The organism is Corallococcus sp. bb12-1 (assembly GCF_026626765.1).
Classification (GTDB): domain Bacteria; phylum Myxococcota; class Myxococcia; order Myxococcales; family Myxococcaceae; genus Corallococcus; species Corallococcus terminator.
The window spans coordinates 386026-403074 of record NZ_JAPNJZ010000002.1 but is presented as its reverse complement, the minus strand read 5'-3'; the positions used below and the strand labels follow the sequence as shown (position 1 = coordinate 403074).

General features: G+C 70.6%; 13 protein-coding genes. 7 read left to right on the top strand and 6 right to left on the bottom strand.

Annotated features, from left to right (window positions below; all coding sequences use genetic code 11):
- Nucleotides 1–9: 9 nt before the first annotated feature.
- On the bottom strand, nucleotides 10–1071 hold the full coding sequence (locus tag OV208_RS07580; protein ID WP_267573147.1) for a hypothetical protein: 1062 nt from the start codon (nucleotides 1069–1071) through the stop codon (nucleotides 10–12).
- Between the two features lie 255 nt (nucleotides 1072–1326).
- Here OV208_RS07580 and OV208_RS07575 point away from each other — a divergent pair, with 255 nt between their 5' ends.
- Nucleotides 1327–2607: a clostripain-related cysteine peptidase gene (locus OV208_RS07575; RefSeq protein ID WP_267573146.1), complete on the top strand. Its 1281-nt coding sequence runs from the start codon at nucleotides 1327–1329 to the stop codon at nucleotides 2605–2607.
- A 42-nt stretch (nucleotides 2608–2649) separates the two neighbouring features.
- Here the strand turns inward: OV208_RS07575 and OV208_RS07570 are convergent, their stop codons facing one another.
- Nucleotides 2650–2931, bottom strand: a complete 282-nt coding sequence (locus tag OV208_RS07570; protein ID WP_267573145.1) for a thioredoxin family protein — start codon at nucleotides 2929–2931, stop codon at nucleotides 2650–2652.
- A gap of 498 nt (nucleotides 2932–3429) precedes the next feature.
- On the opposite strand from OV208_RS07570, the gene OV208_RS07565 reads away from it, so the two are divergent.
- On the top strand, nucleotides 3430–3897 hold the full coding sequence (locus OV208_RS07565; RefSeq protein WP_267573144.1) for a cupin domain-containing protein: 468 nt from the start codon (nucleotides 3430–3432) through the stop codon (nucleotides 3895–3897).
- A gap of 184 nt (nucleotides 3898–4081) precedes the next feature.
- A complete protein-coding gene (locus OV208_RS07560; RefSeq protein WP_267573143.1) occupies nucleotides 4082–4981 on the top strand; it encodes an MBL fold metallo-hydrolase in 900 nt (299 codons plus the stop codon).
- A 10-nt stretch (nucleotides 4982–4991) separates the two neighbouring features.
- On the opposite strand, the gene OV208_RS07555 is transcribed toward OV208_RS07560, so the two are convergent.
- Entirely contained in the window at nucleotides 4992–7250 is a 2259-nt protein-coding gene (locus OV208_RS07555) for a sensor histidine kinase (protein ID WP_267573142.1), read from the bottom strand.
- 310 nt (nucleotides 7251–7560) lie between these two features.
- On the opposite strand from OV208_RS07555, the gene OV208_RS07550 reads away from it, so the two are divergent.
- The 3 genes from OV208_RS07550 (at nucleotide 7561) to OV208_RS07540 (ending at nucleotide 12269) form a co-directional block, all read left to right on the top strand.
- Nucleotides 7561–9720 (top strand): tryptophan synthase alpha chain, encoded by a 2160-nt coding sequence (locus OV208_RS07550; RefSeq protein WP_267573141.1) that lies wholly within the window; start codon nucleotides 7561–7563, stop codon nucleotides 9718–9720.
- A 206-nt stretch (nucleotides 9721–9926) separates the two neighbouring features.
- Entirely contained in the window at nucleotides 9927–10940 is a 1014-nt protein-coding gene (locus OV208_RS07545) for a hypothetical protein (RefSeq protein ID WP_267573140.1), read from the top strand.
- Nucleotides 10941–11081: 141 nt separating this feature from the next.
- A complete protein-coding gene (locus OV208_RS07540) occupies nucleotides 11082–12269 on the top strand; it encodes a peptidylprolyl isomerase (RefSeq protein ID WP_267573139.1) in 1188 nt (395 codons plus the stop codon).
- A 22-nt stretch (nucleotides 12270–12291) separates the two neighbouring features.
- On the opposite strand, the gene OV208_RS07535 is transcribed toward OV208_RS07540, so the two are convergent.
- Complete coding sequence (locus OV208_RS07535) at nucleotides 12292–12789, bottom strand: hypothetical protein (protein ID WP_267573138.1); 498 nt, start codon at nucleotides 12787–12789, stop codon at nucleotides 12292–12294.
- A gap of 212 nt (nucleotides 12790–13001) precedes the next feature.
- On the opposite strand from OV208_RS07535, the gene ppk1 reads away from it, so the two are divergent.
- Complete coding sequence (ppk1, locus tag OV208_RS07530; RefSeq protein WP_267573137.1) at nucleotides 13002–15173, top strand: polyphosphate kinase 1; 2172 nt, start codon at nucleotides 13002–13004, stop codon at nucleotides 15171–15173.
- Between the two features lie 12 nt (nucleotides 15174–15185).
- On the opposite strand, the gene OV208_RS07525 is transcribed toward ppk1, so the two are convergent.
- Together OV208_RS07525 and OV208_RS07520 are read right to left on the bottom strand one after the other, a co-directional pair.
- A complete protein-coding gene (locus OV208_RS07525) occupies nucleotides 15186–15770 on the bottom strand; it encodes a hypothetical protein (protein ID WP_267573136.1) in 585 nt (194 codons plus the stop codon).
- 124 nt (nucleotides 15771–15894) lie between these two features.
- On the bottom strand, nucleotides 15895–17037 hold the full coding sequence (locus OV208_RS07520; RefSeq protein WP_267573135.1) for an App1 family protein: 1143 nt from the start codon (nucleotides 17035–17037) through the stop codon (nucleotides 15895–15897).
- Between the last annotated feature and the right edge of the window lie 12 nt (nucleotides 17038–17049).

Below are 17049 nucleotides of genomic sequence, written 5' to 3'. Positions count from 1 at the left end.
CCCGGTCCTTCAGGGCTGGTTTGGATCCGCGCCAATGCCCTTGAAGGGGTTGAAGGTGTACGTCGTGGAGAACTGGGACGACGGGCTGAAGTAGTACGCCGCGAGCTTCGCGGGGTCCTTGGCGATCTCCCCGCTCAGGATGGGGCCGTCGTTCTGATCATCCCAGCCCCAGGGCGCGTTCGCGGAGTTCGTGCCGCAGTTGCCCGCCGCCAGCCCGCAGCCGCCGCCGGTGTCGCCCCGGAAGGTCCCGTCGGAGACGAACAGCGTGGTGAGGTCCCGGCGCTGCCAGAGGCCTTCGGAGCCGTAGATGTCCAGCAGCTTGTAGCGCACGTCGGAGTCCGTCGCGGAATCGGGCTGCTCCGCGAGCGTGAGCGACGGGTAGTACTTCACGCCGTCTCCGACGATGTCGTAGTACGGCCATGCCTTGAGGCCGTGGCCCTTGGCCTCCTGCGCGGTGATGGGGTGCGCCACGCCTTCGAAGGTCGCGAGCGACAACGTCCCGTCCAGGGACTCCGACCCCGACGTGAGGGGGCTGCCCGTGGGCACGTACGAGAAGAAGTCCTTGTGCGCGACCGTCACCGCGCCGACGAGGGCGCCGTACTCGCTGCCGTCGCGCTTCACGACGAGGAGCACGCCCTCACCGTCGTTCTCGTGCTCCGTGTCGAAGATGGAGTCGGACCAGTCCCGGGGGTGGAAGAAGGTGTAGAGCAGGTACCAGTGCGAACTGGTCTCCACCACCGACTGGTACGCGTGCGCGGTGAGCGCCCGCGAGCCGGTGTTGTCCCAGTTGTTCGTCCCGCTCCAGTCCCCGTCGAAGTCGACGCGGCTGATGAAGTCGGACTTGCCACCCAGCGAGTGCGAGCCCGTGACGTCCACGTCCTGGTAGTGGATGGGCGCCCACCGCTTCGTGAGCGCCGCGCGCGCCGCCGTGGACCCGACTCCGTTGAGCAGCGCCTGGCTCGCCTGCCCGAACGGGTCATCCTCCGACATGCCTTCTCCGCACGCAGTGAGCAACGTCAGGGCCGTGGTGAACGCCAGGACAACCGGAGAGCGACGCAGCGATGACCGCATGGGGGCCTGCCTTTCGGGAGACTCCAGACGCTACCCTGGAATATGCGTCACAGAAGCTTTACTTGAATTTCTTGTGAACCCCGGCTGGCGCGCTGCTGACGGCGCTCGCGGGGCCGTCTCCCCTGTAGGCGAACCCCGCCCGGCTCTCCCCAATCCCAGACAGTGCCCGGCCCCGGCGGAGGGATTCCCTTCCGCGCGGGGCCTGTGCATCTCAGCCAACGCGTCGCGGCGGTCCGCGCCACGCCGGGAGCGGACATGGGTGGGAAGGCAGTGGGGGCGGTGGCGCTGGCGTGCGTGCTGGGGCTGACGGCCTGTGGCCAGGGCACGCCCATCTTTCCGACGACGTCCGCCCTGGATGGGCGACAGCACCCGACGACGGGCGCGAGCTGGACGGTGCTCGTCTACATGGTGGCGGACAACCCCCGGGAAGCGCGGGGGCTGGACTCCTTACGGGAGCTGGCGGATGTGGGCTCCGGCCCGGGGCTGAACATCGTCGCGCAGGTGGACCGCGCGAAGGGCTACAGCGACGTGCCGCTCGCGAACCTGGCGGACTGGACGACCACGAAGCGGCTGCTCGTGCAGCCCGGGGCGTTCCAGGAGCTGGCCGACCTGGGAGAGTTGGACATGGGCGATGCGGCGACGCTCTCCGACTTCATCGCCTGGGGCGTGCGGGCGTATCCGGCGGACCGCTACGCGCTGGTGATGTGGGACCCCGGTGGGGCCTGGACCGCGTTCGGCGTGGACGAGGAAGCACCGGGCGCGGACGGCGGCCGGGACGCGCTGGACCTGACGGAGTTGCAGGCGGGCCTCGACAGCGGACGGCGCGAGTCGGGCCTGGAGCAGTTCGCGCTCATCGGCTTCGACGCGGGCCTGATGGCCACCTACGAGGTGGCGAAGCTCTTGAGCCCCCATGGTGAATACCTGCTCGCCTCCGAGGAGGTGGAGCCCGGCCACGGCTGGGATTACGGCGCGCTGGCGGTGCTGCGACAGGACCCGTCCAGCGGTCCGGTGGTGCTCGGACAGCGGTTGCTGGAGGGATATGCGCGGCGGGCCCTCCAGGGGCAGACGCAGGACGCCTTCACGCTGTCCCTGACGGACCTGTATGCGTTGGCCGACCTCACGCGCGCGGTGGGTCGCTTCGCAGCGCTGATGGCGGAGCCGAACCCGACGGTCGCCACGATGATCGCCGAGGCGCGGTCCTCGGCGCTGGAGTTCGGCCAGTCAACGGACCCCACGCAGGCCTTCCACCTGGTGGACCTGGGAAGCCTGTCAGCCCGCCTGGCGGAGCAGACGCCGCACCAGTCCTCGCGGGATGTGGCGATGAAGGAGGCACTGGGCAAGGCGGTGGTGACCCAGACGAACGGCGCCCGGACCTCCGCGTCCACGGGGCTGGCCATCTATTTTCCCCCGAGCCTGGCGCTGTACGACGCGGGCTACGACGCCCTGCCGGAAATGACGGAATGGCAACGCTTCCTGCGGCGCTTCCTGACGATCCAGGAGCACATGGGCGCGGAGGAGGACGCGTCCCGCGGGTGACGGAGGGCTGCTCCTCGGTCTCCGTGACGCTCCGGCAGGCGGCTACAGGTGCCCCTCCAGCATGCGGCGGATGACCGTCCGGGGCATGGCCCCGACGGAGCGGTCCACCACCTGCCCACTCTTGAAGAGCAGCAGCGTGGGCACCGCGCGGATGACGTAGCGCTCCGCGAGCACCGGCTCCTCCTCCACGTCCACCTTCACGATCTTCAGCGAACGCTTGCGCCGGTCCGCCACCCGCTCCACCCAGGTGTCCATCAGCCGGTACTCCGGAGGGCACCAGCGGGCCCAGAAATACATCAGCACCACCTGCGGCGAGGCCAGCACCTGCTGATTGGAAGGTGTGTTCCGTGAAGTGTTCCATCCGCATCTTGGCTTCCTTCCGGAAAGGGATTGCAGGCATCAAGGCGTGGGGTGTGGATCAACGCGGCCCGGTGGTGGGTTCGAACTGGCGGGACAGGATGAGCTTGTCGCCGCGCCCCAGGTAGTTGCCGCGGAACGCGACGAGGGGCTCCGCGTCCACGTCCATGGCGAAGCTCATCAGGGTCCGCGTGAAGCACCGGGAAAACTACCGGGGTGTTTCACCGTGCGTCCGGGACCGGGGGACCTACCGTCCTTCACCACACTTCGCGAACCCGGGTTGATGGACAGTCGGACCCGAGGGGAATGCACATCGCGTTCGCAAACCCTATCGTATGGCCGCATCCGTCGGATACCGGACCCGGCTTGTCGCCCGAATGCGAAACACCGGCCCGGACCCGGCGGAAAAGACACACAATCCACGAGGGGGGTAAGCCTGCTTCCCCCCAAGGAGACCCTGTCCGCATGAGCACGCCCACCCGGACCTCGCCCCCCATTGGAGGCCGTCCACCCCGCTGGGATTCGCGCCGCCGCGGCACCGTGGCCGTCCCCGCCGAAGCCCAGGCCCCGTCCGCGGATGACGCCCTGCCACCGCCGCTGGAGAAGGTGAACCTGGCCCATGCCTTCACCCACCTGTCCGGTCCGGACACCCCCCGGCCCGTGGGGATGCTCCACGGGCAGCCGGTGCACCTGGTGCGCCTGACGGGCAGCGGACCCTGGTGTCAGCACGCGACCGGGGATGCGCTGTTCTTCGTCACCCGGGGCCACCTGCGCGTGGAGTTGCGCGAGCGCTCCGTGGACCTGGAGGCGGGCGAGCTGCTCATCGTCCCGCGCGGCGTGGAACACCGCTCCTTCACCGCCTCCGAAGCGCTGGTGCTGATGTCGGCGCCGCCGCAGGGCGCGGAGGACGCCGGACAATCCCCGCCGCTCTGAAGAAAGGCGCTGCCAGTCCCCCGCCCTTCCGGGCAGGCGAGCCCCCGTCCTTTCGGGGACGCGGTGATTCCTCCCAGCGAGGCCACGGCGCACTTTTGCCCTGAACGAACGGATGGCGGAACCCCACGGGCTCGGGCTTCGGAGCGCCGGGTTCCCGCCACGCTCACGAGGAGCAGGAGCCGCCATGCGCATCCACCACCTGAACTGCACCACGATGTGTCCGCCCGGTGGGCGGCTCATGGACGGGCGGCGCGGCTTCACCGGCCCGGCGGCGCTCACCTGCCACTGCCTGCTGTTGGAGACGGCTCGCGGTCTGGTGCTGGTGGACACCGGCTTCGGCCTGAATGACGTGTACGCGCCCCGCGAGCGGCTCAGCGGCCTGTTCCGCGACGTGCTGTGCCGGCCCGCCCTGTCGGAGGAGGCCACCGCCGTGCGCCAGATTGAACGCCTGGGTTTCAAGGCCAGCGACGTGCGCGACATCGTCCTCACGCACCTGGACTTCGACCACGCGGGCGGCCTGGACGACTTCCCCCACGCGCGCGTGCACGTGCTGGCGGAGGAGTACCGCGTGGCCACCGCGCAACGCTCCTGGCTGGACCGCGCGCGCTTCCGGCCCCAGCAGTGGGCGAAGGAGCGGCGCTGGGAGACCTACGCCACCTCCCGGGGAGGAGGCTGGTTCGGCTTCGACTGCGTGCGCGAGCTCAGCGGGCTGCCGCCGGAGATCCTGCTGGTGCCGCTGACGGGCCACACGCTGGGCCACGCGGGCGTGGCCATCGATACCGGGGAGGGGTGGCTCCTGCACGCGGGCGACGCGTACTTCCACCACGGGGAGCTGGACCTGGACCGCTACCGGTGCACCGTCGGCCTGCGCGCGTACCAGAAGCTGATGCAGAAGGACGGGTGGATGCGCTGGCACAACCTGCGCCGCCTGCGGGAGCTGGTGCGGCACCATGGCGAACAGGTGAAGGTGTTCTGCGCGCACGACGCGCTGGAGTTCGAACGCCTGGAGGAGCGCGAGAAGCTGCCCGACGACTTCCCCATCCGCCCCGGCCTCGTCGCCCCCGTGTCCTCGCTGCACATGTGACGCACCGGCGTCACTGGAGCACGTCCGGCGCCAGCGGCGCCTCCACGAACCGGGGCATGCGCGGCAGATCCACGGTGAAGGTGGCGCCCTGCCCCGGCACGCTGGCCAGGTGGATGGTTCCGCCGTGCGCCTCCACCAGTTGGCGCACGATGTAGAGGCCCAGGCCATAGCCCGGCTCGGCCTTCGCGGAGGGCTCGCGCTCGAAGCGTTCGAAGACGCGGCGCTGGGCATCCGGCGCGATGCCCACGCCCTCGTCGCGCACCGACAGCCGCACGTGCTCCTCGTCCAGCGCCGCCACCCGCACGCGCACCGGATGGCCCCGGCCGAACTTCAAGGCATTGGAGAGGAGGTTCGTCACCACCCGGTCCAGGCGGATCCGGTCCCAGTACCCCACCAGCATCCCCTGCGCCTCCAGCGACAGGGTGCACCCCACCTGCGCGGCGCTCTCCGCGAAGCGCTCCACCACTTCGCGCGACAGCTCTCCCAGGTCCATGGGCGCCGCGTCCAGGAGCCGCTTGCCGGAGGACAGCCGCGACAGGTCCAGCAGGTCGTGCAGCAATTGCCCCAGCCGCTGCGCCTGGCCGCGCGCCGCCACCAATCCCTTTCGCACCCCTTCGTCCTGGCCGCTGGCCTGCGCGCGCTGCACCTTGTTCAACAGCAATTGCAGCGCTTGCAGGGGATTGCCCAGGTCGTGCGCGGTGACGGCGATGAGGTCCACCGCCTCGCGCGCCTCGCGCAGCAGCCGCGTGTTGTCCAAAGCCAGCGCCGCGCGGCCGGCCAGCTCCTCCACCAGCACCTGGTCCGCCTGGGTGAAGCTGCGGTGTCCCCGGGCCGTCATCAGCACGAACACGCCCAGCGTCTGGTTGCCCGCGCGCAGCGGCACCACCAGCGAGGAGCCAATGCCGATGCGCTCGATGAGCACCCGGTGCTCGGGACTCTCCGAGGAGTCCGTCAGGTCGTCCATGGCCACGTCCACGTCCAGGCGCGAGCGCCCGGTGCGCATCACGGACCAGATGGTGGGGGGCATGCCCGCGCGCGGAGGGAAGCGCCGCAAGGCCTCCCACAGGCTCTCCTCTCGCTCGGGCCGCACGTGCGTCACGGCCCGGGGCCGCAATTCTCCCGCGGGCGTGAGCAGGTAGAGGATGCAGCCATCCGCCACCTCCGGCACCAGCAGCCGGGCCAGCTCCGCCACCGTCAAATCCGGATCCAACGACTGGTGGAAGACGCGCCCGGCCTCCGCGAGCAGCTCCTGCATCCGCTCCGAGCGCCGCTGTTCGGTGATGTCGCGCGTCACCACCGAGAAGCCCTGCGGCGTCCCGTCCTCGTCGCGCAGCGCGGTGACGGCCACCTCCGCCCAGAAGCGCGAGCCGTCCTTGCGCTGGCGCCAACCCTCCATGCGCAGCCGCCCCTCCTTCAGCGCCCGCGACAGGTCGCGCTCGGCCTGGCCCGCCGCCGCGTCCTCGGAGGTGTAGAAGGAGGAGGCCGGGCGGCCCAGGATCTCCGCCTCGCTCCAGCCCTTGATGCGTTCGGCGCCCGGGTTCCAACTGGCCACCCGGCCCTTCGCGTCCAGCAGCACCAGGGCGTAGTCGCGCACGCCCTCCACCAGCGCCTGGAAGCGGTGGGTGTTGGCCTGGGCCTCGCGCTTGAGCGGATGCAGCCGGCGGTGGAGCACCCACGCCAGCGCCGCCGCCACGCCCAGGCCCAGGGCCGACGCCAGGAGCAGCAGGCCCAGCTCCTTCTGGTCCGCCATCACCGCCGCTGTGTTGGCATCGCGCAGCCGCGCCTGCACCGTCTTCTCCAACTGGGCCTGGGCCTCGCGCACCCGCCCATGGGCCTGGGCCAGGCGCCCGCGGGCCGCCTCCTGCTCCGGGGTGGAGGCCGTGTCGCTCAGGGCCCGCAGGGCGGCCTCGTGGGCCTGTTCGGCCCGCCACACCCGGTCCACCAGCGCCTGGTCCTCGGGAGCCGTCAACCGCTCGCGCAGCCGCCCGGCGGTGTCCAGGAAGCGCTGGCGAGGCAGCGCCGTCTCCCGTGAGAGAGAGCGCCCGCCCGCCAGCAATGCGCTGTTGGCCAGGGAGACCTTGTCGCTGAAGGCTCGCCCCAGCTGCTCCACCTCCAGCAGGTCCATGGAGCGCTCCGTCACCCGCGCCTTCGACGAGTCCCGCGTCGTCAGCACCGCCCCCAGGACGACCGCCAACAGGACGAGCCCCACCGCCAGGCTCGCCGCGAGCCCCCACCCGTCTTCCTGTGCGAAGCGTCTGGGACGTGCCATGGGTGTCCCTTCCCCGCCGGACGCGTCCTTGCCCCATCACATCCGCGTCCGTTCACGGTGGGGACTTCGCCCCGTCGCGCCCACCCCCCTCTCTGGCCCGTCCGGTGTCCACCAGTGCGCGGCCCGCCGCCTGGCGGGATGGGGCAGTGACGCCTTTCCAACCGCTGGCGGCCCTTCGGGGCTTGCCACCGCTTCGCGCGGACGGGTGCCGCTCCCAACCTGTCCGACTGTCCGACAGGTTCGGGGCGCGGGACTTCACGGGCGGCGGGGACGGGGCATGGGGAGCGGACGGGGTGCGGGGGTCTTCTGGGTGGCACTGCTCGGGCTGTGGGTGGCCTGTGGCCCCACGCAGCAGCCCTACGACACGGATTTCCAGTTGCTCCCGTCCACCACCTTCTGCATGCCGATGACGTGCGCGTCGCAGGGCCTGGACTGCGGCATCGCCGTGGACGGCTGCGGCGGCACGCTGCACTGCGGCCCCTGCGCGGAGGGGCAGGCCTGCGGCGGAGGCGGCATCCCCAACGTCTGCGGCCCCGCGCCGTGCACCCCGTCCACCTGCGAGGCCTTGGGGGCCACCTGCGGCCCCGTCCCGGATGGCTGTGGCGGCGTCCTTGAATGCGGCACGTGCGCGGCCCCGGAGGTCTGCGGAGGAAGCGGCGTGCCCCATGTCTGTGCACCGCCCGCGTGTGTCGCCACCACCTGCGAGGCCCTGGCGAAGAACTGCGGACAGGTGGCGGATGGCTGCGGCGGCGTCCTGGAGTGCGGCGCGTGCGGGCCCGAGGAGACATGCGGCGGGGGCGGCGCCGCCAACGTGTGCGGCCACGCCGCGTGCACGCCCGGCACCTGCGAGGCCCTGGGCAAGGATTGCGGCCCGGTGTCCGACGGCTGCGGCGGCGTCCTGGAGTGCGGCGCGTGTGGACCGGGCCTCGCGTGCGGCGCGAGCGGCGTGGCCAACGTGTGCGCCCCGGGCGCGTGCCTGGCCGCCACCTGCGCCGTGCTGGGCCGGGACTGCGGCGAGGTGCTGGACGGCTGCGGTGGCACGCTGGAGTGCGGCACCTGCCCGGCGGAGGCGGCATGCGGCGGCGCGGGGAAGGCCAACGTCTGCGGCCCCGGCACCTGCGTGCCCGCCACCTGCCAGTCCCTGGGCAGCGACTGCGGCCGGGTGTCCGACGGCTGTGGCGCGGTGCTGGAGTGCGGCGGCTGCACCGCGCCGGAGACATGCGGCGGCGCGGGCGTGGCCAACGTCTGCGGCCAGGCCCCGTGCACCCCGTCCACCTGCGACGCGCTGGGCAAGGACTGTGGACAGGTGGCGGACGGCTGCGGCGGCACCCTGACGTGCGGCACGTGTCCGGGCGGCCTCCAGTGCGGCGGGGGCGGCACCGCCAACGTGTGCGGAGCGCCCTCGTGCCGGCCGGCCACCTGCGGCGTGCTCGGCAAGACGTGCGGACCGGTGGCGGACGGCTGCGGCGGCACGCTGTCGTGTGGAAGCTGCGCCGCGCCGGAGACGTGCGGCGGCACGGGCGTCCCCAACGTGTGCGCCACCACTGAGCCCGTGTGCGCGGACCGGGACCTGGGCAGCTCGCTGCCCGTCACGGTGAAGGGCTCCACCGTGGAAGCCAACGACGACCACGCCGCCTCCTGCGGGGGCGCGGGGGCCCCGGACCGGGGCTACCTGTGGACGGCGCCCCGGACGGGCACCTTCACCTTCGACACGGCCCGTTCGGCGGTGCGTTCGGTCATCGCCGTGTTCGCGGGGGGCTGCGGCGGCGCGGAGCTGGCGTGCGCCACGGGCGGCATCAGCTACGGCGGCGGCGCGCGGGTGGCGGTGCCGCTGACGAAGGGGCAACAGGTCCTGGTGACGGTGGACGCGGTGGCCGGCGGGCCGTTCACGCAGGGCTTCTTCGAACTGCACATCGACGCGCTCCGCCCCACGGAGGCCGGCGCCTGCTTCGACGGCATGGACAACGACGGCGACCGCTGGGTGGACTGCGCGGACACCGACTGCCGCGACGAACCGGGCTGCAAGGGCCAGGGCTGCGCGCACCACGACCTGGGCAGCGCGCTGCCCGTCACCTTCCAGGGGGAGACCGCGGCGTCGGGCGACGGCTTCCAGGGCACCTGCGGCGCGCTGCTCCAGCAGGACCGGGCCCACCTGTGGACGGCGCCCCGGGCCGGCACCTACGTCTTCGACACCTCGCCCGGCACCGATGCCGCCGCCGCCAACGCCCTCTACGTCCTCACCGGCTGCCGGGGCGTGGAGCTGGGCTGCGCCTCCCATCCCCGCCCCACCGCGAAGAACGCCCCGGCGCTGAAGCTCACCCTGGCCCAGGGACAAACAGTGCTGGTGGTGGTGGACGGCATGGCCCACCCGGAGAAGGACACCCCCATCCACTACACGCTCCACATCGCGGAGGCGTTCGACTCCGAAGCCGGCCACTGCCAGGACGGCGCCGACCGGGATTGTCGCTGACGCAGCGAGCCAACGACACGTGGGTCAACATCCCTATCTACGCGTCCAGGACCGACCTGGACGCACAGTTCGTCTTGACGCACAACCACCTTTCCGTGCTTTGTGGGGGTGCTACGCAACTGATCGCGGGTTGAGGCGATAATCCCCACACAGCAGTCATCGCCTTCCAAATCCCATTCCTCGAATCTCCACGAGGGAGCCCGCAAATGAGCCTCATCGACCGCGCCCGCCGCACCGTCAGCAACACCATCCGCCAGGTGAAGCAGGACCCCATCAAGGCGGCGAAGGACATCGGGACGCAGGCGAAGAAGGGCTACGACACCTTCAACAAGGTGAAGACGGCCGTGCAGGACGGCTTCGACAACGTCAAGAGCCTGAAGACGGACGGCTTCAAGGCGACGCTGAAGGGCAACGTCGACAAGCTGGTGTCCAAGGCGACGGACCCGAAGACGAAGCTCGACCTGAAGGGCAAGCTCGGCATCGCGGGCAAGGCGTTCGGCACGCTGACCAGCGCCGCGAAGCTCGTCGGCCAGACCGGCACGGCCATCAGCGACGTTCGCAACGCGGTGCGCAGCGGCAGCAGCGAGGACTGGAACAAGGCGCTCGGCTCTGTCGCCACCGCCGGCAAGGGCGCGGTCAGCACCGTCAAGGGCGGCCTGGAGATCGCCCGTGACGTGCAGAAGTTCGGTGGCGCCTACAAGGCCGCCAGCAGCGCGTTCAAGTCCGCCGTCCCGGGCGCGGGTCCCAAGCTGGCGCGTGCCGCCGCGGGCGCCGCCGCCAAGGCCGCCTTCGAGGGTGGCACCAGCCAGGCCATCAAGAGCGGCGTGCGCACCGCCGTGAACACGGCCGTGAAGGAGAGCGGCGTCGCCGCCAAGGTCATCACCGGCACGGCTTCCCGCGCCGCCGCCCGCGCCGCGCTGACCGAGGGTGGCAAGGCCGCCGCCAAGGCCGGTGCGACCGCCGCCGCCAAGGCCGCGGGTGGGACGCTGGCCAAGGCCGCCGGCCGCTTCGCGCCGGGCGCCAACATCGCCATCGCCGCCTTCGACACGGCCAACGCGGTCTCCACCGTGCGTGACCCGAACGCCAGCACCACCAAGAAGGTCACGAGCGTCATCACCGCCGTGGGCTCCATCGCCGCCGCCACGAACATCCCGGTGGTCAGCCAGGTGGGCGCCGCCGTCTCCGCCGTCTCCAGCTTCGTCGGCGGCCTGTTCGGGTAGTCGTCGTACCCGGTTCGACCCCCGGACAGTTCGTCCGGGGTTGTCACCGGAGGCTGGTTTTCTGCTAGGCACCACCGGGTGAGACGCGCTCGTTTCAATCCCATCTGGGACCACGGTCGCTATCTGCCAGGAGGCCCACCGGTGGCCAGCAAGAAGACCCCTTCCGAGAAGTCGCCGGGCGCCAAGGCGTCCGGTCCTGCCTCCTCCACCCCGGCGAAGAAGCCGGCCGCCTCCGCCAACAAGCCTCCGGAACCCGTCGCCGCCCCGGCGCAGGCCCCCGTGCAGCAGTTGGTGCAGCGCCTGCCCGTCGCCCCCGGTCTGGGCCATCAGGCGGACCTGCCGGAGGTGAAGGCCCCCTCGCTGGAGAACCTCGACATCCGGGTTCCCGCGGGCGAGGACCTCACGGAGGAGGACCTGCTGGAGCGCTTCCACGAGCTGGCGCGGGCCAAGGCGGAGAGCCGTCCGCGCGCCGAAGGTGAAGCGCTGGCCATGGGCGACGACGTGCAGCTGGACATCCTGGGCTACGCCAACGGCCGGCTCATCCCGCTGAGCACGCGCATGGGCTACTGGATGGAGCTGGCCCCCCAGTTGATGCTGCCCGGCTTCTCGGAGGTCATCGCCGAGGCCAGCGTGGGCGACAGCGTGGAGGTGGGCCTCATCCTGCCGGACGACTACCCGGCGGAGCAGCTTCGCGGCATGCCGGCGCGCTTCCTGGTGGACGTGAAGGCCGCGCGCGAGGTGCGCATGCCCGACACGGAGTCGGACGCGTTCCTCCAGCAGATGGGCCGGGGCGCCACGCACGAGGAGGTCATGGGCTCCATCGTGGAGGAGATGGAAGGCGAGATGTCCGACCTGCTCTGGGTGGACGCGCGCAACATGGTGCTGGACACGGTGGTGTCGCGCACGGACGTCCAGGTGCCCAAGGCGCTCGTGGACGAGGAGATCCGCCGCCGCTGGCTGCAGATGGAGGGTGAGACGCTCGCCCAGAAGTTCTTCAGCCTGGAAGAGCAGAAGGAGGCGCTGGACGGCTGGCTGCACCACCCGGGCATCCGCGAGGACGTGGAGCGCCGGCTGAAGATCGCCCTGGTGCTGCGCGCCATCGCCCAGCGGGACAAGCTGCAACTGACGCCGCAGGTCGCGCTGGAGCTGCTCAAGGAGTCCTCGGAGCCCTTCGGCATCACCGAGGCCCAGCTCCGCGAGTCGCTCATCGACCCCGCCGCCGCCGCGCAGATGAACGACGTGGCGTGGCACCTGCTCGCGGTGGAGCACGTGATGACGCTGGCGAAGGTGACCTTCGAAGGCGCTGAAGCAGGGCTCGCGCAGGGCTGAAGCGCCCGCCGCCCCGTCCTGGCTACGGCTGGACGGGGGTGGGCGGGGTGTCCTGGCCCGGCGCGACGAAGGCGCCGGTGGTCGGGTCCACCTGCCAGGCGGAGTACTGGTGGGCGAGCACGTCGCGCACCTGCCCCTCCTCGTAGCAGACGGAGTAGACGACGAAGACGTCGTTGCGGAAGTTGGGCCGGCCGTAGCGGTAGCAGTCCTGGTCGCCCTGCTTCTGGAGCGTGAGCGGATAGCCCAGGAGGCCCTTCACCTCCTGGCTGCTCATCCCCGAGCGCACCACCTTGATGCCGTGCGGCGTGATGACGGAGAACGTCGTTCCGTTGGTGCGCCACAGGAAGAAGAAGCCCACGGCCAGGAACAAGGGCACCGCGGCGGCCACGAACCACGTGAAGCTGAAGCGGCCCAGCTTCTTCTGATGGCCCTCGCGGAAGGCGGAGAAGAGGGCATCCGGGGACGTGTCCACCGGAGCACCGCCGGGGACGACTCGCAGGGGGCTGTCAGGAGCGCTCACGCCTTCTGAATGCCGCCCGCGCTCCCCGGATGCAAGGGGATGCAAGAAAGTCCACACCGCCCACGCCTCACCGGTCGCTGACAGCGTCAGCCGAGGTGGGATACGTCCGGATGTCCGGTTCCGGGCCAGACGTGCGAGTTCACAATCGGCGCGGTTCGGGGCTGCTAGAGGGCACATCCTGAGTGCGGGTCTGCTCGAGGAGTCACAACGTCATGGCGAAGCGCGCGGCCGCGAAAGGCGTCACCCAGAAGGCCCTGGATCGGGATGCCGTCCCTCCGGGGACGGAGGTGACGGACAGCGACCTGTTCTTCAACCGTGAGCTGTCGTGGCTCGCCTTCAACGACCGGGTGTTGCAGCTGGCGGAGGCCCCGGAAGTGCAGATGATGGAGCGGCTGAAGTTCATCTCCATCTACGCGCGCAACCTGGACGAGTTCTTCATGATCCGCGTGGCGCGGCTGCACGAGCAGATCGCCGCGCGCGTGGGCCGCCTGGTGCCGGACGGCGCGTCCCCGGGTGACACGCTGGACAAGCTGCACACGGGCATCCTGGAGCAGGGCCGCCGCCACGCGGACTGCTTCGAGAAGGTGCTGCGGCCCGCGCTGTCGGAGAAGGGCCTGCGCATCCTGTCCATGAAGGAGCTGGACGCGGACCAGCGCGCGCAGGTGGACCAGAGATTCCGCGAGCAGATCTTCCCGGTGCTCACGCCGCTGGCCATCGGGTTGGGGCGGCACTTCCCGTACATCTCCAACCTGTCCCTGAGCCTCGCGGTGTTGCTGCGCGACCCGGTGGCGGAGGAGGAGAGCGTGGCGCGGGTGAAGGTGCCCAAGGAGATATTGCCGCGCTTCGTGCCGCTGAAGGGCGGTCCGGGTTCGTTCTTCGTGCCGCTGGAGGAGATCATCGCGCAGCACCTGGGGGACCTCTTCCCCGGGATGGAGGTGCTCAACTGGAGCCTGTTCCGCGTGACGCGCGACGCGGACTTCACCGTGTCCGAGGACGCGGAGGACCTGCTCAAGGCGGTGGAGACGGAGCTCTCCCAGCGCCGCTTCGGGAACGTCATCCGCCTGGAGGTGCAGGCGGGGATGAGCCCGAAGCTGCTGGAGCCGCTGGTGGAGGCGCTGTCGCTGGAGCCCCGGCAGGTGTACGAGGAGCACGGCCTCCTGGACCTGGCGGACGTGATGTCGCTGGCGATGACGCCGGGCTTCACGGAGCAGCGCGACCCGCCGTGGACGCCGGTGACGCAGGCGCGGCTGCGCACGGACAACGAGTCCCCGGACGGCGGGGGCACGGTGATGTCGGCGATGCGCCGGGGGGACCTGTTGGTGCACCACCCCTACGAATCCTTCACCACGTCGGTGGAGCGCTTCGTGAGCGAGGCGGTGGAGGATCCGGACGTGTTGGCGCTGAAGCAGACGGTGTACCGCACGTCGGACAGCTCACCGCTGGTGCCCGCGCTCATCCGCGCGACGGAGCACGGCAAGCAGGCGGTGTGCATGGTGGAGCTGAAGGCACGCTTCGACGAGCGCACCAACATCCGCTGGGCGAACGCGCTGGAAGAGGCGGGCGTGCACGTGGTGTATGGGATTCCCAGCCTGAAGACGCACGCGAAGGCCATCCTCATCGTGCGGCGCGAGGGTGAGCGGGTGCGGCACTACGTGCACATCGGCACGGGCAACTACAACCCGAAGACGGCGCGGCTCTACACGGACCTGGGGCTGTTCACGACCGACCCGGACATTGGCGCGGACGTGGCGGATGTCTTCAACTTCCTGACGGGCTTTGGCCGGCCGCGCTCCTTCCGCAAGCTGTTGGTGGCGCCGCTCACCATGCGTGAGGGGTTGATGGAGGAGATCAAGAAGACCCTCGCCGCGCACACTCCGGAGACGCCGTCGCGCATCCTGATGAAGATGAACGCGCTGGTGGACCCGGGCATCATCCGCGCGCTGTATGACGCGTCGCGCGCGGGGGTGAAGGTGGAGCTCAACGTGCGAGGCATCTGCTGCCTCAGGCCGGGGGTGCCGGGCGTGTCCGAGCACATCCGGGTGGTGTCCAACCTGGGCCGCTTCCTGGAGCACCCGCGCATCTATTCGTTCGAACGGGGCGCGACGTCGCGTTGCTACATCGGGTCCGCGGACATGATGCCGCGCAACCTGGACCACCGCGTGGAGATATTGGCGCCGGTGGAGGACCCTGCATTGAGCGCGCAGGTGCGCGACGTGGTGGAGCGGTGCATGGTGGACACGAGCGGCTCCTGGGAGCTGGCCTCGGATGGCACCTGGCGCCGGCGCATTCCGCCGGCCACCGGAGACAAGCGCTCCGCCCAGGGCGAGCTGATGGACCGCGCCATCCGGATGGTCCACGTGCAGAGTGGCCGTCCGGTGACGTGAGGTCCTGACGGCTCAGGTCTCGTGGTTCACGAGGTTGAACACGGCCACGCGGTGCGACTGGGGGTACAGCACGATGAACAGGTGGTTCCAGTCGTGCGCGCCCGCGGCCACCAGGTACGACGCGTAGTAGTAGGCAATCTGCACCTGCTCCGTGCCGTTGCCCAGCTCCGTCAACAGGTGCGGATCCAACGCGTCGAAGAAGAAGAGCTGCTGCGACATGGTGCTGAACGGCACGTTGCCCTGGAACCGGAACGGGATGCGGTCGTCCTGCCGCAGCGCGAACACCGACTCCACCGCGTCCGCCACCGTCGGCGCCTGCGGGGACGTCCACGGGAAGCTGTAGACCTCCAGCGTGCCGTCACACCAGTTGTTGTACGTGTCGCATTCGTCGTTGCCCGCCTCCATGTCGGCTTCGAGCAGCGCCGTCGGGCCCTCGTACTCCAACTCAATCTGGCTCAGCCGCGACTCCACCGAGCGCACCGACCGCGGGGCCTCCGACGTCGGCGTCGGCTCCTCCGTCGGCGCGGGCGGCGCGTTGCACGCACCCAACCACAGCGCGGAAGCCAGCACGGACAACTGCACCCGGTGTCGAAGCATGGTCACATCCTTGAGCAGTGAAACGGGGAGCCCTGGCTCTGCCACACCCCCGTCCCCACCCTCAAGCGACAACACCCGCGTGACGCCTCCGTGACGCTTGTCATCACGGAGTGACTGGAAATCTTCAGCCCCGGTCGCCCAACGCACCCCGGGCGGCGTCCTCGCGGCGGTGTGCCTCCACCTCCGGCACCTCCTCCCAGCGAATCCACCCGGCCCGGGCCGCGTGCCTCGCCGCGGCCACCGTGTCATCCACCACCACCAGTTCGCTGCCTCCGGCGCGGATGTCCTCCGCGATGCTGGTCATCTCCTCTCCGCGCTTGGAGCGCCCCTGCACGTTGCGGATGTAGACGCAGCGGATGCGGCCGGGGAATTCGCGGACGATGGTGCGGTAGTGCTCCGCGTCCTCCTGCCCGCTGTCCCCAATCAACACGAACGGCAGATGCGACAGCGTCTCCAGCACGCCGCGAATCTTGTCCAGCTTGTGCCCATGTCCCCCGCCCGGCGCGAACCCATCCCGCGACAGCCCCCAGTCGCGCAGCAGCAACGGACCAATGGGGATGCGGTGGATGGAGAGGAACTCGTCCAGGTGCTCGTAGAGGTTCCACGGGCTGCTGGACACGTAGAAGATGGGGTTGTCCGCCGTGCCGCTCGCGCCCGCCTGGAGCGCCGCGTAGAAGGCATCCACGCCCGGGAACGGCAGCCGCACCCGGTGCTCCGTGAGGAACAGCGTCCACGCGCGCTTGAGCGGATCCGTCACCCCCGTGGCGATGACCGTGTCGTCGATGTCGCTGATGACGCCCAGCTCCGCGCTCGCCCCCGCCACCCGCACCGGCGCCGACACGCGCTGAGCCCCTTCCGGCTCCGGTGACAGCAGCTCCAGCTCCACCATATGCCAGCCCGAGCGCACCCCCGCCGGCGGCGGAACCCACAGCTCCAGGAAGCCCTCCTCGTCCGTCGTGCCCTCCCAGTGCTTGTCCCCCCAGCGCACCGCCACGTGCGCGCTGGCGATTTCACGCGTCATGTAGCGCTTGTAGGAAGCGACGGCGCTGCTCAGGAGCGTGTGCCGCTGGCGCGAGGGCTTCACCTTGCGCTCCTCCAGCACTCGCGCCTTGATGACCACGCGCTCCGGCGTGCCGTAGCCCCGGTACGGCAGGATGCGCAGCGGCGGGGCGATGCCCAGCCCCTTGCGCACGCGGCGGCTGAACACGTCGTAGTGGGCGTCCGCCTTCACGGCGAAGCGGAACAGCAGCGGGTACAGGTCGGACATGGCGGGTGCCCG

What these genes read in the sequence shown, in the direction of transcription:
- OV208_RS07575 (WP_267573146.1), top strand. Translation starts at nt 1,327, where the DNA reads ATGGGTGGGAAGGCAGTGGGGGCGGTGGCGCTGGCGTGCGTGCTGGGG.
- OV208_RS07560 (WP_267573143.1), top strand. Translation starts at nt 4,082, where the DNA reads ATGCGCATCCACCACCTGAACTGCACCACGATGTGTCCGCCCGGTGGG.
- ppk1 (WP_267573137.1), top strand. Translation starts at nt 13,002, where the DNA reads ATGGCGAAGCGCGCGGCCGCGAAAGGCGTCACCCAGAAGGCCCTGGAT.
- OV208_RS07555 (WP_267573142.1), bottom strand. Translation starts at nt 7,250, where the DNA reads ATGGCACGTCCCAGACGCTTCGCACAGGAAGACGGGTGGGGGCTCGCG.
- OV208_RS07580 (WP_267573147.1), bottom strand. Translation starts at nt 1,071, where the DNA reads ATGCGGTCATCGCTGCGTCGCTCTCCGGTTGTCCTGGCGTTCACCACG.
- OV208_RS07520 (WP_267573135.1), bottom strand. Translation starts at nt 17,037, where the DNA reads ATGTCCGACCTGTACCCGCTGCTGTTCCGCTTCGCCGTGAAGGCGGAC.
- OV208_RS07525 (WP_267573136.1), bottom strand. Translation starts at nt 15,770, where the DNA reads ATGCTTCGACACCGGGTGCAGTTGTCCGTGCTGGCTTCCGCGCTGTGG.
- OV208_RS07545 (WP_267573140.1), top strand. Translation starts at nt 9,927, where the DNA reads ATGAGCCTCATCGACCGCGCCCGCCGCACCGTCAGCAACACCATCCGC.
- OV208_RS07565 (WP_267573144.1), top strand. Translation starts at nt 3,430, where the DNA reads ATGAGCACGCCCACCCGGACCTCGCCCCCCATTGGAGGCCGTCCACCC.